This window comes from Kitasatospora sp. NPDC041988 (assembly GCF_055588525.1).
Genome location: NZ_JBVJCO010000004.1, coordinates 102,418 through 116,750 on the forward strand (window position 1 = coordinate 102,418; position 14,333 = coordinate 116,750).

The 14,333-nt window shown below is 72.1% G+C and carries 19 protein-coding genes and 1 pseudogene; 1 reads left to right on the forward strand and 19 read right to left on the reverse strand.

Going from position 1 to position 14,333, the window contains the following annotated elements; genetic code table 11:
* Positions 1 to 37: 37 nt before the first annotated feature.
* Positions 38 to 514 carry a hypothetical protein gene (locus tag ACZ6NC_RS06425; protein ID WP_465729546.1) on the reverse strand — a complete coding sequence of 159 codons (477 nt, stop codon included), beginning with the start codon at positions 512 to 514 and terminating at the stop codon, positions 38 to 40.
* Positions 515 to 569: 55 nt separating this feature from the next.
* A complete protein-coding gene (locus ACZ6NC_RS06430; protein ID WP_465625729.1) occupies positions 570 to 893 on the reverse strand; it encodes an SPDY domain-containing protein in 324 nt (107 codons plus the stop codon).
* Between the two features lie 219 nt (positions 894 to 1,112).
* Between ACZ6NC_RS06430 and ACZ6NC_RS06435 the strand changes: the two genes are divergently transcribed.
* Complete coding sequence (locus ACZ6NC_RS06435; RefSeq protein WP_465625727.1) at positions 1,113 to 1,379, forward strand: hypothetical protein; 267 nt, start codon at positions 1,113 to 1,115, stop codon at positions 1,377 to 1,379.
* A 4-nt stretch (positions 1,380 to 1,383) separates the two neighbouring features.
* On the opposite strand, the gene ACZ6NC_RS06440 is transcribed toward ACZ6NC_RS06435, so the two are convergent.
* The 17 genes and pseudogenes from ACZ6NC_RS06440 to ACZ6NC_RS06520 form a co-directional block, all read right to left on the reverse strand.
* Positions 1,384 to 1,878 (reverse strand): hypothetical protein, encoded by a 495-nt coding sequence (locus ACZ6NC_RS06440; RefSeq protein WP_465625725.1) that lies wholly within the window; start codon positions 1,876 to 1,878, stop codon positions 1,384 to 1,386.
* 24 nt (positions 1,879 to 1,902) lie between these two features.
* A complete protein-coding gene (locus ACZ6NC_RS06445) occupies positions 1,903 to 2,430 on the reverse strand; it encodes a hypothetical protein (protein ID WP_465625723.1) in 528 nt (175 codons plus the stop codon).
* A 24-nt stretch (positions 2,431 to 2,454) separates the two neighbouring features.
* A complete protein-coding gene (locus ACZ6NC_RS06450; protein ID WP_465729548.1) occupies positions 2,455 to 3,315 on the reverse strand; it encodes an SPDY domain-containing protein in 861 nt (286 codons plus the stop codon).
* Between the two features lie 23 nt (positions 3,316 to 3,338).
* Positions 3,339 to 5,039 carry a DUF317 domain-containing protein gene (locus ACZ6NC_RS06455; protein ID WP_465729550.1) on the reverse strand — a complete coding sequence of 567 codons (1,701 nt, stop codon included), beginning with the start codon at positions 5,037 to 5,039 and terminating at the stop codon, positions 3,339 to 3,341.
* A 37-nt stretch (positions 5,040 to 5,076) separates the two neighbouring features.
* Positions 5,077 to 5,634, reverse strand: a complete 558-nt coding sequence (locus ACZ6NC_RS06460; RefSeq protein ID WP_465729552.1) for a hypothetical protein — start codon at positions 5,632 to 5,634, stop codon at positions 5,077 to 5,079.
* Positions 5,635 to 5,655: 21 nt separating this feature from the next.
* Complete coding sequence (locus tag ACZ6NC_RS06465; RefSeq protein WP_465729554.1) at positions 5,656 to 6,477, reverse strand: hypothetical protein; 822 nt, start codon at positions 6,475 to 6,477, stop codon at positions 5,656 to 5,658.
* Entirely contained in the window at positions 6,474 to 7,124 is a 651-nt protein-coding gene (locus tag ACZ6NC_RS06470) for a hypothetical protein (RefSeq protein ID WP_465729556.1), read from the reverse strand. The genes ACZ6NC_RS06465 and ACZ6NC_RS06470 overlap by 4 nt, the downstream gene beginning before the upstream one ends.
* Positions 7,121 to 7,588 (reverse strand): hypothetical protein, encoded by a 468-nt coding sequence (locus ACZ6NC_RS06475; RefSeq protein WP_465729558.1) that lies wholly within the window; start codon positions 7,586 to 7,588, stop codon positions 7,121 to 7,123. The genes ACZ6NC_RS06470 and ACZ6NC_RS06475 overlap by 4 nt, the downstream gene beginning before the upstream one ends.
* A complete protein-coding gene (locus tag ACZ6NC_RS06480) occupies positions 7,585 to 8,337 on the reverse strand; it encodes a glycosyl hydrolase (protein ID WP_465729560.1) in 753 nt (250 codons plus the stop codon). Before ACZ6NC_RS06480 ends, ACZ6NC_RS06475 begins: the two co-directional genes overlap by 4 nt.
* Positions 8,334 to 8,921 carry a DUF4913 domain-containing protein gene (locus ACZ6NC_RS06485; protein ID WP_465729562.1) on the reverse strand — a complete coding sequence of 196 codons (588 nt, stop codon included), beginning with the start codon at positions 8,919 to 8,921 and terminating at the stop codon, positions 8,334 to 8,336. Before ACZ6NC_RS06485 ends, ACZ6NC_RS06480 begins: the two co-directional genes overlap by 4 nt.
* Positions 8,922 to 9,054: 133 nt before the next feature.
* A complete protein-coding gene (locus tag ACZ6NC_RS06490; protein WP_465729564.1) occupies positions 9,055 to 9,753 on the reverse strand; it encodes an HAD family hydrolase in 699 nt (232 codons plus the stop codon).
* A 30-nt stretch (positions 9,754 to 9,783) separates the two neighbouring features.
* Positions 9,784 to 10,989, reverse strand: a complete 1,206-nt coding sequence (locus ACZ6NC_RS06495) for an MFS transporter (protein WP_465729566.1) — start codon at positions 10,987 to 10,989, stop codon at positions 9,784 to 9,786.
* 87 nt (positions 10,990 to 11,076) lie between these two features.
* Complete coding sequence (locus tag ACZ6NC_RS06500; protein ID WP_465729820.1) at positions 11,077 to 12,030, reverse strand: DNA cytosine methyltransferase; 954 nt, start codon at positions 12,028 to 12,030, stop codon at positions 11,077 to 11,079.
* 115 nt (positions 12,031 to 12,145) lie between these two features.
* Positions 12,146 to 12,328 (reverse strand): annotated as a pseudogene (locus tag ACZ6NC_RS06505) (hypothetical protein); the annotation flags it as partial.
* Position 12,329: 1 nt separating this feature from the next.
* A complete protein-coding gene (locus tag ACZ6NC_RS06510; protein WP_465729568.1) occupies positions 12,330 to 12,872 on the reverse strand; it encodes a hypothetical protein in 543 nt (180 codons plus the stop codon).
* Positions 12,873 to 12,934: 62 nt separating this feature from the next.
* Positions 12,935 to 14,086 (reverse strand): DnaB-like helicase N-terminal domain-containing protein, encoded by a 1,152-nt coding sequence (locus ACZ6NC_RS06515; RefSeq protein ID WP_465729570.1) that lies wholly within the window; start codon positions 14,084 to 14,086, stop codon positions 12,935 to 12,937.
* Positions 14,083 to 14,301, reverse strand: a complete 219-nt coding sequence (locus tag ACZ6NC_RS06520) for a hypothetical protein (RefSeq protein WP_465729572.1) — start codon at positions 14,299 to 14,301, stop codon at positions 14,083 to 14,085. The genes ACZ6NC_RS06515 and ACZ6NC_RS06520 overlap by 4 nt, the downstream gene beginning before the upstream one ends.
* Positions 14,302 to 14,333 lie beyond the last annotated feature (32 nt).

Sequence of the window (14,333 nt, forward strand, 5' to 3'; positions counted from 1 at the left end):
AGCCTCGTGGCGGACGGCTTGTGAAGTGGTGGGCAGATCAGGTGGCCAGGCCGAACGCCGGGTTGGAGTCCGTGCCCTTCGCCGAGTGGGCGAGGGCGGCGTCGACGAGTTCGACACCAGCACTAATCTGGGCTGTGCAGGCGGGCCGATGGGAGGCGAGCCAGGCCGCGACGGCCGAGACGCAGGCATCGGTGTCCTCGGCGTGGGTGAGGCCGCCGGTGCTGAGGTAGATCTCCAGCGGCTCGTCGTCGATGTCGTCCTCGCTGCTTCGGTAGAAGCAGGCGACCCAGGCGCTGTGGAACTCGGCGGGGCGGGCGATCTGGGCGTCGTCGTCGGTGATGAGGATTTCGCCGTCGGGCAGTTCGAGCCACAGGGCGAAGTAGCCGCCACCAGTGTGTATCGGCTGGAAGGGCAGATCCCGTGCCTGGAGGCTCTGGTAGAGGAGGCGCCCGGCGATCGGGGACTCGCCCTCGGGCAGGTCGTCGGCGAGCGCGGATTCGATGCTGCGGGACATGGTGGTAGCTCCTTCGGTCAGTCAGGGCTGTTTGGGGTTAGTGGGTGGTGCGGTGTCAGCTCGTGAGCGCGGCCAGGAATGCGGCGACGGCCTCGGAGGGGGCGTCGATGCTGAACTCCTGGGTCCAGGGCTGGCCTTCGCGCGGTGTGACCTTGAGCCGCCACACGATCCCGCGCGCCCAGGCGCCGGGGTCCTCGGGGAGCCAGGCGAGGTAGAGGCGTGTGTCCGGGCTGGTGGCGTGGAAGTTGGCTTCGGGAGTGCTGACCACGGTCCAGCCCAGGGCGTCGAGCAGGAGCAGGACGTGCTCGGCGCAGTGGTCGCCAGCGAGGCGGTCGTGGTCCTGCGAGGTGGGGTGGAGGAGGGTGGCAGAGGCGGTCACGGTTGGACGATCCCTTCGTTGACCTGCGGTTTTTCCCGACACCCGTACGTTGGCATGCGGCATGCCGAAGTGCGTAGTCGATTCCCGGTAGTGGGGCGTCTGCCGTGGGCGAACTGCCGGAGGCATGGCGCCGCAGACTCACGCGGGAATGAAGCCGCCCCCTCCGGTGTCGTAAGTGGGTTGCGGTGAAAGGCCGCAGCGGGACGAAGGGGGAGCACCATGACCGAGCACCGCAGCAGACACCGGGACGGGGCGACGCTGGAGCGCAAGATCCGGTCGGCCGGACGGCCCTGGACGGTGGGTGACATCGCGATGGTCGACGACGGCCAGTGGGCCGTGCGCACGCGCGGGGAGCGGTCAGCGCCGGACGCGGTCCTTCGGGAGCGCGCCGCAGACGGTGGCCGGACTGAGCTGACGCTGGACGAGTTGGCCCGTGCGGTCGGCTCCTCGTGGCGAGGCGCCGACCGCGAGCAGCGCGAAGACTGACCCGCTATCGCCTGGGCCCGGCCACGGCCGCAGCAGGCCCGCCAGCGGCCGACGGCGCCAGCTCGCCGGGCGGTTGGCCAAGGGGGCGCGGGGCGTGCGCCGACCGGGCGACAGCGGCCTGCGCAAGGCGTACCGCCGGCGCCGGCTCTGCGGCTGTGGCGGCCTTGCGGGCCTCGATCACATGGCTGATGGCCTGCAGCGCGGTACGGCTCTCGGCGTGTGCGACCCGAAGACCGGTCGCGCAGTCGGTGATCCGCTCCAGGTCGTAGAAGGCCGGGGTGTGCCCTGGCCGGGTGAGCGCGTGCAGGCGGTCCTGGTGGACCGCGATGGAGTTGCTCCACACGACCAGGGACGAGCGGATGTGCATCGCCGAGCGCAGGAGCGGGTCGTCCACTGGGCGGCGGGGGGCGAGGGCTTCCAACTCCTCGATGGGGCGGCCCCAGGCTGCGGCGATCAGCGCGTCGGCCTGTTCCAGGGGCGGGGTGCCGGAGTCGGGCATGGTGGGTCCTTAGGCAGAGAAGGGTCAGCGCCGGGGTGCGGTAGAGGACCGAGGAGCGGCAGCAGGGACGGCGGAAGCGGAAGCGGCATCGGTACGGCAGTGGGGGAGGACTGTGGAACGCGCGTGGAAGGCGACGATGCGCGGGTCCGGCGGCGACAAGGCCCCCGCGTAGCGGTCTGCGGCTTTGAGTACGAGGTCCGCCTGGCGCTGCAGCGGGAGGGCGTCGACGGCGGCAAGGTAGGCCGGCATGGACGGGGAGAACAGGCCGGCAGGCGGTAGCCCGGCCGCTTCCGCGACCAGACGGGCGGCCTCGGCCTCGACAAGCGGTCCGAAGGACTCGTCGAGCCCCTCTAGCTCGCACATGAACTCGCCACCGCCGCAGAGGGCTTCGGAGAACACCAGCTCATCGTCGAAACGGTGGACGAGGACATCCAGCAGCGCGAGAGTCGCATTGCTGAGCCGGGCCATGACTTCTGTGTCGGTGTTCCAGGACGAGTCCAGGGTGGGCGGAGTGACAGCCTGCTGGCTCTGGACAGGGTCGAGCGCGTTCACGGTTCTCCTCCGAACAGGACGGGATCAGCGGCTGCGGAGCTGGGCCGGGACCTTGGGCAGCGAGTGCTGGCGCTGGGTCGGCGCGGCGGCGTGCCGCGCGGCGGCGGGGCGTGCGAGGGGGGAGCGGGCGCGGGCGGCGTGGGCGCGGCGGACATCGAGCGGCGTCGGCGCGGGCGGTTTGACCAGTGTTGCCGTGGCCTGCGGTGGCAGGAGGCGCAGATCGTCGCTGTAGCGGACGACGGGGGCCGGGTCGGTGAGCGCCCAGTTCATCGCCGTCACCAGTGCCGGCGGGGTGTGGGAGGAGGCGGTGGCGTACCACTGGCGGTCAGGCGGTCCGGCCAGGGTGAGCCAGCGTTCTCGGTTGCCAGCCATCTCGGCAGCGTTGTCGAGGTGGTTGCGGCGCAGGTGGACCTCGGCCAGGCCGTCGGGAGATTCGAAGATGACGTCGGCCGCGGTGAAGCGGTGGCTCCAGCCTGCCGCTACGAGAGGGGTGCCGACGTTGAGCTCCGCCAAGTCACGGCCGCGAGCGGCGAGGTAGGAGTCGGGGCCTTCGGCGTATGCCGCCGCGAGCGCGGTGGTGAACCCGGCGACGATCTCAGTGGGAGTGCTGTCCTGGTAGGTGACCAGCCACCGGGGTGCGGCGAAGGCATGGGCGTGAGCGGTGATCTGCCACAGTGCGTCGTCCTCGCCTTCGGGCAGATAGCCCAGGCGGAGCTTGTGGTCGGGTGAGTTGACGTAGACGTGGCCCAGGTCGTCGTGGTTCATGTTCCAGTCGGCGTCGAGCAGGGGGCGAATGGCCGGGTCGCCGGTGTATGTCGATCCGGCCAGGTAGCGCGGGCTGACGTGGTAGTCGCGCCACCGCTCGTCGTTCGGGTCGTACGGCACGGCTCCTCCAATCGGGGTGCGGGTCACAGGTGGCGGGTTGCGGCCTTGGCAGAGCCGGCGGCCGTCGGCGCTGCGGTCGGAGCAGGGCCGGGCTGGCGGGGCTGGGCGGTACGGGAGAGAGCGGCCGTCCGGCGTGGCGCGACCGGCGGAGGCGCGGGCCGCATCCGAACATAGGAGAGGTTGCGCTCGGGGACCGCCGAGAGTGCCCGGGTGACCGAGGTGGTGCTGCTGAACGCCACCACGGCCTCGCGTACCAGGTAGAGCGGGGTGTAGCCGGTGAAGTCGGCGTGCCAGCGCTCGCCGGCCTCGCTCTCCACGCAAGCGGACATCGTCCACTGCGCCGGGCCCTGCTCCAGCAGTTCGGCCGCCTCGTCGAGGTGGAACTTGCGCATCCGGAAGTAGGCGTGGCCCTGCGGAGAGCGCTGGTACAGGTACTGCTGTGCCTCGTTGTCGGTGATCCAGTCGCGGTTGGCGAGAGCGCCGGTGGGGCTCGGCGGTTGGAACTTGGGCCCGCCGTCGAGGTAGTCGCGGTGGTTGCTGCGCAGGCCGTCGACGAGGGTGGTGGTGAAAGCGGAGGTGATCTCGGCAGGGGTGTCTCGGGTGAAGGATGCGGCCCAGATTGGGGGGCCGAGGGGTTCGCGGTGGGCGAGGACTTTCCAGCCGCCGTACCGGCTGCCGGGCACGTGCGCGATGTGCACGCTCTGGCACGGACTGACGTAGTGGGTACCGGTGTTGGTGACGGCCTTGCCCCAGCCATGGGCGGATTCGAGAGGGCCGGTGATCAGCTCGGGGTTGCCGTGGCCGGCGAGGTAGACGGGGCGGACCAGCATCTTCGGGTCGGATCGGTTGGCGGTCATGGCGTGGGTGCTCCTAGACGAGGGAGGTGGGCCGCGCGCCTGCGGGCGATGGCGCAGGCGCCGGGGCGGGCGCGCGGCGGGGGCGAGTCTGCCGTTGGTCATCGCTGACGGCCCGGGGACGAGAGCGCGGTGACGGCCGCCGGCACCTTCGGCTGCGGCGCCGGTGCGGGCGGTTCCCATCGCGGTCTCGGGGCCGGGGCGGACGCGGGCTGCCACGGCTGCGGCTGGGGGAGGCGGCGTGCTCAGCGATTGGCCCCAGCGCTCGACGGTTTCGAGGATCGGGAGCGCGGCCAGGCCGGCCTCGGTGAGCGTGTACGGGTCGCCGTGGCGCGGCCCGGTGCGCGTGACCAGCTCGTCTCGCTGAAGCCGATTCAGGCGAAACTGGATCGACCCGGCATCCAAGCCCGATGCCTCGGCTGCGTGGGTGAGCCGCAGGGAGCCGTGGGCATCGAGCGCCTGGAGTACGGCCGCGGTCTCGCGGGGGGCCAGGCGCCGCAGCGGGTCTTCCACGCGTTCGGCCCCGGCGACCTGGCCGAGACGGGGAAGGTGGGTCTGGGACCAGTCGGCGAGGGAACGTTGGACGGGGGCGAGGGCCCGGCCGGCTTCGCTGAGCTGGTAGGGCGCTCGCATCGCGTTCGCGCGGGTGAGGAGTCCGCGGGATTCCATCTCGGCCAGGCGCTTGGACAGGAGCGTGTCGTGGATGAAGGGCAGACTGGTGGTGATCTCGCCGACGCGCATCGGGCCGTGCTGGGCGAGGGTCTGCACCACCCAGGTGGTCCACCTTGGTGCGATGGCCCGAAGGGCCTCTTCGGCGCGCGCCTCGTTGAGCGTGCTGGCCGTGCGGTCGGGTGCGGTGGGGGTGGGCATGGCTGAACTCCATTGGACGGGTGGTTGGTTCTGGCGATCACTGGCAGCGGCGTACGGCGTGGTTCGGTGTGGCTCGCTCCTCGCGCAGCCGCCGCAGAACCGCGCCGAGTCGCCGGTTGCTGACCTGGATGCCCCGGGTGCGAAGGCCCTCGCGCAGGCGGTCGCGGGTGAGATACCGCAGGCCGGCGGCGATCTCGCGGGCGGCGGGCATCAGGGGCTCGACGTCGAGCACCGCGTGGCTCGGCGGCGTCGCTGCGGAGCGGCGGGCGGCGGGCTGATCCAGCAGAAGCCGGACGTCGAGGAGCTCCCAGATGACCTCGGCCTCCGCCTGCTTCTGCCGGTCGAGGTCGAGGAACTCGGTGGCGTAGAGCAGCAGGAGTTCGCCATCGCCTTCCGGGCACTGCCCCTCGGCCTCCAGGCGGCGTCGGGCGTCGCGTTCCTGCTCCTCGGTGACGGCAAGTGCGGTCAGGCGCCGCAGGACGATCGGAAGGACAGGGTCGCTCGGCGCTCGGCGAGCGGCACTCAGCTGGAGTTCAGCCACGGTGCGGCCGTACCGGTGCTCGACGAGCTTGCGGGTGTAAATCTCGGTGGACACGGTGGTACCTCTTCTGGGGATTCAGCGGGAGCGGGCGGGCTTGGGAGAGGTGGGGCCGGTGGCAGGGCCGGCAGCCGGTGCGGTCACGGTGGCCGGTGCGTGACGGCTGCGGCTGAGCGCGGCAGCGGCCAGAGTTGTGCCGTCGGCGTTGGCGTGCAGCGCATCGGCGCCGCGAGGTGTCAGGAGCAGCAACTGCCCCTCGTACACGGTGGTGCTGGTGTCGAGGCTGAGGAGACCCTCGGCCTGCATCCAGTCGACCGTCACGGGCGAGATGAACACGTAGTCGCCGGTGCCGTCGGAGAAGTACCGATCGGCCGGGTGCAGCGCGCTCTGATGCAGACGTAGGCTGCCCTGTCCGGCAGCGAGCAGGACCTTCAACTGCTGCTTCTGCGAGGGCGCCCGAGCAGTGCTGGACTTCCTCGCGCCGTCCTGCTGACTGACCAATGCCTGCTCGCGCGTGGCCGTCGGTGCGTTGACGGGGGCGGGCCGGCACCGCTCGTAGGAGTGGACAGCGCACGTGAGGTGCTCGAATGCTTGCCCACGCCTGGCGGCGAGGACTTCGATCTCTCCGCCGGTGGACCGCAGCACGCCGCTCGAGTCCCGCAGGTCGCCGCCGGGGCCGCGGGTGAGCCGTTCGAGAGTCTTGATCGCCCTCTCGGCCCGCTCCAGCAGGGCGGAGTGCAGCCGGTCGGCGTCCCGGCTCGAGTCAGCGACCAAGGTCGCAAGCATGCTCAGCGGGCTGCGGGACGGGTGAAGGGAGACCAAGGACTCGGGATCTTCGACACCGAGGACCTCGTAGACCAGGTGCGCGCCGGGCTGCTTGGTGGCGTCGTGCGGGTTCACTCCCCCGCCTCCATCCGGGCCAGGAGGGTGCGCACCAGGGTGGGCAGGCCGTCGGAGCCGGCGGTGGTCCACGGGTGGTCGCTCGCCTCGCCCTCCACGTACCGCGCGTCGTCCAGCAGGCCGTCGCAGATCTCGGCGCAGGCGTCCGCGATACGCGAGTCGGCGAGCAGGGCCAGCGACAGCAGTTCGACGTACTGCCCGGCGCTGAGCCCGGCGGCCTGGGCGGCCGTGCGGATGCCGTCCAACTCCGCCGCGCTGAAGGGGAAGCCGAGTTCTTCCGTGCCGTGGATGGGCGGGTCGGCGGGCGGTGCCTCGCAGAGGCCGGCCTTCGTGCAGATCTGGTCGACGGCGGTGGTCAGTTCGGCGAGGGACTCGGTCAGCCAGCCGAGCGCTGCGGCGACGGACGCGACGGTGAACAGGCCAGCGGGCGTGGCCGGCAGCGGCCGGGAGACCAGGGCCTCGAAGCGCTCGTTCAGCTCGGTGATCACCCCGGGACCTGCGGACAGCGCGCCCAGGACCGGATGCAGGTAGGAGCGGGACGTGGGCGTGGGGTACTCGGCGTCGAGGATCGCGGAGATGCTCCGCGCGCTCTCGGTGAGCAGGGCGGCGAGTTCGGCGCGCGAGGTGGGGGCGTGCTCGGGGATCACGACAGGACCCTTCGGGTGGTCGGGGCGGTTGCGGGGATGGGCGGTGCGGCGGCCGGGATCGGAGGCGTGCTGTCCTGGCCGAGAGGCGAGCGGGCCAGGGCAGCCTGGGCGCGCAGGTCGGCGGCAGCACGAGGTGCGCGGTTCGTCCGCTGCTGGGCGGTGCGGTAGACGGCGTAGTCCGCGCGAGGCCCGGCGGCGACGAGGAACACCTCGCGGCGGTGCTTAGAGTTGACCGGCGCGTCGCGGAACTGCACCACCAGCCGGTGGGTGGCCCAGGTGCCGCCGACACCGAGAATGACCTTGTGGAAACCTTCGAGACGGCCGTCCAGACGCGTGGCGACGCGCTCGCCGTGGACGAGATCCTGGAGGTGCAGCAGGGCCTGGTCGCGGATGCCGTCGGGCAGTTCGCGAAGGTCGGCGATGGCGTCGGGGTGCGCGGCGAACGCGAACTTTGCGCTGGTCACAGCAGCCTCCCGCGGGTCGGCTGCTGGTTGCTGGGCGTGGGCTTGGCAGTGCTGTTCTGCGGCCCGGTCTTCGGGCTCAGCGGGGCGCCGGTGGAGCGGGAGCGGGCCGCGCGGGCACGACGTTCTGCTGCGGCCGGGGGTTCGGGCAGTGGGCCGGGTCGCTCGTCCAGCCAGGCACGGGCCGACTGCACGTCGGCGAACGCGCCCTCGCGAACGGTGTAGGTGCCGGCACCGAGGTCGGCCTCTTCGAGGAAGACCCGCACGGGCTGCTCGGTGGCGCCCGAGTCGCGGACCAGGGTCCACGACTCGCAGGGCTCGGAGTCCCAGGTGTGCGTGTCGAGGATCTGGTAGCGCCCGCCGGATTCCCGTACCTGCTGCTCGGCTTGGGCGGTCAGCTGGTCGGCGGGCTGGAGGAAGTCGTCGCTCTGAACGAAGCTGTCCGGCGGACAGCCGCGCTCAACCAACCAGTTCTGGGCGAACGCTGCCTGGGCGTGGCGGGCCGCCTCGAAGGTGAACGTCCGGTCGGCGAGGTTGCGGGCGATTTTGACGGCGACAAGTTGCGGCTCGCCCGGGATCCCCCAGGTCGCGGAGGCGTCATGGGCCAGGTAGAAGCTGTGCGAACCGTTCGGGGTGGTGTGGTGCTCGGCGATGACACTGAGGTCCGGCGCGAACAGGCTGCCTTCGGCTCGCCAGGAAGCGTAGTCGGCGGCTCGGAAGTCGTCATCGAGTCGGAAGTCGATCGTGTTCACGCGGCCAGCTCCAGCAACTCGGGCGCCGGGGTGGCCAGCAGCCGGTGGTTGGGCCGGTTCGCCGAGGTGGTGCAGGCCGCGAACGGCCCGTCCGGCGCGCGCAGATGGACCAGGGCCTGGTCGAGGTGGTCGCGGTGCCAGGTACTCGGCCCGGACAGACCGGCCTCGACATCGGTCAGCTGCTGCCACGCCAGCCACAGGCCGTGCAGCCGGGCGACCGCCTCGGGGTGCTGCTCCCACTGGGCACACCAGGGGCGGGTGGTGCTGATCTCCCGGCCGTAGACGGGCAGGAAGAGGTGGTTCACCCAGTCGCGCAGCGCGGCTATCTCGGCGTCGTACTCCGCGCCGCCCAGGGCGAGGATGAACACGGAGGTCGGACCGGCATCCTCCTTGGCCCCTCCGTCGGGGAGGGCGGCACGCTGGGGCCCGGAGGTGGCGTCGCCCTCGGAGCTGAGTCGGTCGAGGAGGACGCCGTGCTGGCGGACCTCGGCCATGGTCTTGGCGAGGGTGGTGGCGAGGTCGTCGAGGTTGTCGTCGGGCACGCGGAAGGGTTCTTCGGGGGTGCTCTGGGAGAGGTCGGACATGGCTGGGTGCTCCTGGTTCTGTGGGAGGACGGCATGGGGAAGAGGATCTGGGGATTCGGCGATTTGGCGCGGCCGGGAATGTGCGCTAGAAGCGACCAGCAGCACGGGAGTTGGCCCCTGTGGCTGTCGGGTCTCATCGCGCCGGGGTGAGGTCGGCGGCCAGGCTCAGGCCCAGGGCGACGGCCTCATCGAGGCTGTCGGCGAGGGGGTGGCCGGCAGCGGCGAGCTTGGTGGGGTGGTGCAGGCCGCCGGTGTGGAGCACTGCGATGGCACCGTTGGCGTGGGCGGCGTCCGCGTCGTCGATCGCGTCGCCGACCAGCAGCACGTGCTCGGGCTCGGCGGCCAGGCCGAGGGCGTCGAGGTGGGCGGCCAGCGCCGCGGCCTTGGTGCCGCCGGAGGGGCCGGTGCGGCCGTCGATCCGGGTGAAGTAGCGGCCGATTCCGGCCTGTTCGACCTCGCGCAGCAGGGTCTCGTGCGGGCACAGCGAGAGCAGCGACTGGGTGTGGCCGGCCTCGCGCAACGCGGTCAGCAGCTGCTCGGCGCCCTCGCGCAGCCGCACCGGCTGGGCTTTCAGGTGGGCGAGGAACGCCGCGTCGCTGGATGTCCACTCGGCATCGGTGATGGTGCGCCCGAGCAGGCGGGCATAGAAGTTCGGGATCGGCACGGTGTGCTTGGCTCGGTAGGTCTCCCGGTCGACCGGTTCGCCGCCGAGCGCGGGCAGCGTGGCGTTCAGCGCGGACACGTGGTCGTCGAGGTCGTCCTTGATCGTTCCGTTCCAGTCCCAGACAACGTGCATGCGGGAGCGGGAGGTTGCGGTGGCGAAGGTGTTCACGGTGGTGCTGCTTTCGGTAGGTGTGGCGGATCAGAAGGTGAGCTGATGGCGGGCGCGGTGCAGCAGGGCGAGGGCCGCTGCGGCTCCGGCGAGCGGGACGGCGGCGCAGGCGAGGGCGCCCGTGGTGGCGGCGAGGGAGGCCAGGGCGGTGCCGGCGGCCTGACCGGTGCCGATGACGGCGATGAGCCAGGCGAACGCCTCGGTGGTCTCGCCGCGTGGGGTGAGCGCATCGACGGTCAGGAAGGAGGCGGTCAGCAGGGGCGCGAGGAACAGGCCCGGCAGGACGGCGCAGACGACGGCGACGCTCGGCACCGGGTCGGGCAGCAGCGGCAGCCATCCGGCGGTGAACCCGGCGGTGGCGGTGACCAGATGGGCCACTGGCGAGCCGGGCCAGGTCCGGCGTCCGTAGAGGAGTCCGCCGAGCGTGCTGCCGACAGACAGGGCAGCGGGCAGAAGGCCGGCCAGCCATCCGGCGTGGTGGCGTTCGGCCGCGCTCAGCGCCAGCACGTTGACCGCCCCCAGCGCGACACCGATGCCGGCGAGCGCGGCGAACAGGATGCGGAGTCCGGGCACCCGCAGCGGGCCGAGCCAGTGCTGCTCTCGGGGGTTCGGAGACCAGGTGCGGGACGGCTCGGCCGAGACGACCATTCCGGCCCCGAGCAGGCCGAGCGCCGCGGTTGCCGCGACGGCGGCGTGCGGACCCGCTCCGGCTGAGAAGGCGGCGGCCAGCAGGGGGCCGGCTACGAACACCAGGCCCTGTGTGGCGGAGTCCAGGGAGAGCGCGGCGCGCTGCTGAGCGGGATCGGGCAGCAGCTCCGGCCACAGTGCCCGAAGGCCGGCCTCGAGGGGCGGCGTGCTCAGCCCGGCGACGACCACGGCGAGAGCGGCCAGCACCGGGTGGTGGGTCGGGCTGGCACACGGCAGCAGGAGGAACGCGGTCGTCGAGGCACTGGTAGCCCCGACGAGGACCCGGGTCTGCCCGTGCCGATCCACCATCCGGCCCAGCAGCGGCTGGCCCACAGCGGCAGCGAGGCCGAACAGTGCGGACAGCAGCCCGGCCAGGGCGAGCGAGCCGCCCTCGGCGCGCACGAGCAGCAGGATCGCGATCGGCGCCATGCCGGTGGGCAGGCGGCCGATCAGGGTGCCGCCCAGCAGGCGGGCGACGTGGCGCCTGCCCAGGACAGCGCGGTAGCCGCTGTCCCGGGCAGGGGCGGTGACGGTGGAGGACGTGCTCAAGGAGGACCTCTCGGTGCGGGTGGAGCCGGTGGCGCGCGGGCAGGCGCCCGGCGGACCGGGACGTGCGCTGGCATGCAGCCCCCTTGGTCACTGCGGCTGCCGGAGAGAAGAATCCGGAGAATCCGCGATTTGGTACGGCCGGAAAAGCCCGGTAGAAGCCCCCTGTGAACCCGCGCAGCGCGGGCAGCGGAGAAACGGCGGAGCCAGCAACTCCAGTGCTAGCTTTGCCTGTTGGGGTACGACTCCGTTGCCGAGGGCGGTGAGCTGGGCCGGGCGCCCGAGTCCCGGCGTGGCGGTCACCCAGCCCGGCGCCAGCCCTTGCATCCACTCGACGAAGTCCGCGCGCAACCGCCCGCCCTCATCGGTGGGCGCCGGCGCCGGGCGGGTGAGCATCTCCCACCGGGCGACGGCGGAGGCGTACGGTCCCCACCGCTCGTCGCCACCACCTCCTGCGCGCGGTCCTCCGCCCACAGCGGCAGGGCCACCGCTGACGGCGGGCGCTTGTCCTTGCCCGGCCGGCGCCCCGACGTGTCGCTGGCCAGGAGCGAGGCCGCCGCCGAGGGCAGGGTCATGTCGCCGTTGCCGTGCCTCTGGTTCGGCGAGCCCTTGATCCCGTCGCTGGCCTTCGGGGTCGGCAGCAGCCACTCCACCTCGTCCGCGAGGTTCGGGCCGTGGCCGCCGCGCTTCCTCTTCGAGGGGTGCTGGGAGCCGCCGTTCTTGCCGATGTTGCTGGTCGGCGTCTTGAGCAGGGTGTTCGGCGGGCCAGGCGGCGAGGAATGCCCGCTCCCGTCGGTGTGGCGCTCCGACGTCGGAGGCGCGAAGCACGAGCCACCGAGCGTCGTACCGGAGGTCGGCCAGGCTGCCCAGAACGGCACCAAGTGCTCGCAGAGGAGACTGGGTTGGGTCGTCTCCCAGACACCACGGGCAGGGTTCCACGTCGCCAGGGGAACCGGCGGGGGAGGTGAGGAGACCTCGGACATTCTCGACCACCAGGAGGTGCGGACGGAGGGCCTCGACCGCACGCGCCACGTGCAGCCACAGCCCGGAACGGGTGTGCTCGTTGAGTCCGGCCCGGCGGCCGGCGACCGAGACGTCTTTGACAGGGGAAGCCCGCCGTCAGGACACAAACCCTCGGCACATCGGCCCAGTTGATGGCGGCGATGTCGCCCAGGTTCGGGACTGCGGGCCAGTGCCGGGCCAGGATGCGAGAGGCGTCGGGGTTCACCTCCGCGTGCCAGGCCACCCGGCCACCGAGTGCAGCCTGAACGCCTAGGTCGAGACCGCCGTATCCCGAACACAAGCTGCCGATCAGGGGAACGGGCGAGGTGCTCGTCTCCATGTCACCGCTCCTGCGTGACGGGGATCGCCCATTCACGCAGGCGCGAGAACGTGTCCAGGGCGGCGTCAAGCTCGTCAAGAGCGGTGGATTCCTTGCATGTAAGGTGCCTGGCCAGTTCTCGCAGGCCGCCGGCTGCGCCGATCAGCAGGTTCTGCGCTTCGAGGAGGTTGATGTAAGCGAGCGCACTTTCGTTGGGCCCGGAGTTCTTCGAGCGCGGGGCAGTCGTTTGGGCGACGCTGAGTAGGACAACGGAGCCGAACACGACCGCCATGCCGATCATGGGAGCAACGTAGGCGTCGGACAGGGCGGCTCGCTGGTAGGCGAGGGTCGCCTCGGCGGACAGGTCGGCTGTCTGGTCGATCTCTCCGGCACAGCCGAGCGTTCGCTGCTGCAGAGCCGTGAGTCCGGCGAGAGTATCGGACAGCGCCGTCAGCTTGGGTAGGCCCTTGCGCGGGCTGAGACTGGAGAGCCTGCGCGCGAAGTCGGTGAGCTGGTCGGCCAGCTCGTGCAGCTGCTCTCGCTGCCCGGCGATGAAGGTTTCCACGGGGACTCCAAGGTGGTGGGTAGGGGGTGGAGGGAGGCGGCGCCGCTGCTTTGTGCCGACGGTCAGGAGTGGCTGCGGGCGGGGGCGCGGCCGATGGGACGGGCGTTGGCGGCTTGCGCGGCGGGGTTTGGTCGGGATGGGTGCCGCGGTTGGCTGCGGGCCTGAGCCGCAGCGACCCGGGACGCCGGAGGTGGTAGGGACGGTGCGGTGGTCGAGGTCGGCGGGTCGATGGCGGTGCGCCACCGGGCGCGGACCTCGTCGAGTCGGCCGAGGACGTGCAGGGCGTGGCCGATGAGCTGGCCGGGGGCCAGGGCCTCGTCCTCGGCGGCCGAGCGGATCGCGGTGGCGGTGGTGGCGGCCGTGCGCGTGAGGGAAGAGCGCAGGATCTGCTCGCCGAGGTACTCGGCGGACCCGGCGCCTACGCCTGTGCACAGGTTGCGCACGGCGTCGGGGGTGAGGGGGCCGTCGGCGAGCAGGCCGCGTCGTTGGGCCTCCCAGAGCACGGTGACCTCGTCGATCGGCTCACCGCGGTGGTGGAGCGCCTCGAGGCAGCGGTAGAGCTGGCCGTGGACGTGGTCGGCGAAGTCGCCGGGCCGCAGCCAGCCGATGACCTCGTCGATCGCGCGGGGCTGGTTGGTCAGCACGTCCAGCAGCAGTTGCTCGTCCTGGCGCACCCGCTCGCCGACCGGCGGCACCGGGACATGGGGCTGCGTCCCTGGCCTGGCTGCGGGGCGCGGTTGGGTGCCCCAGCGGCGGGCGAGGTCGGCGAGCACGCCGGTCAGGACGTCGGCCTGGTGGAGCGCGCCGCCGACCTCGCCCTGGAGGGCGTCCGCGCGGGCGGCCTGGTGCAGGCGAACGGCGTGCTCGGTCACCGTGCGGTGGATCGCGCCCTCCAGCACCATCCGTCCGTACATCGCCGCGTGCCCGGGGCGAGGGCATGCCTGGATCAGCGTGTGCGCGTAACTCGGGCTCAGGCCGCGGACATTGCGGCTGGCCTCGGCCACGGTGCCGGTCACCCACTCCAGCGGGACGACGCCCTTGGCGTCCAGATCGGGCTGGCCGGCGCGCTGCAGCTCGCGCATCGCGGCGAACAGCGCCCGGTGGGCGGGCCGGTAGAAGTGGCCGGGTTCGAGCCAGGCCAGCGAGGTGAGTTGGGCTGGGTCGAGCAGGACGGCGCCCAGTACCGCCTGCTCGGCCCGCAGCAGCGGCTTCACTGCCCGTTCCGGGCGGCGCGCAACTCGGCGATGGTCTGGTCGGCGGCGGCCATCGCGGCGGCGAAGCGGTCCAGTTCGCCGGTGAAGACCGGGTCGGTGGACAGGATCGCTCCGCTGCCGGTGACCAGCCACCACTGGCCACGGCGCCGCACGACGGGTGACCCGGTGAGACGCTCCGAGCGGGCGACGCGGGAGATGGGGTTCTTCGGGGACATCGGGTACTCCGGAAAGCTGTTGAGGGGAAGGG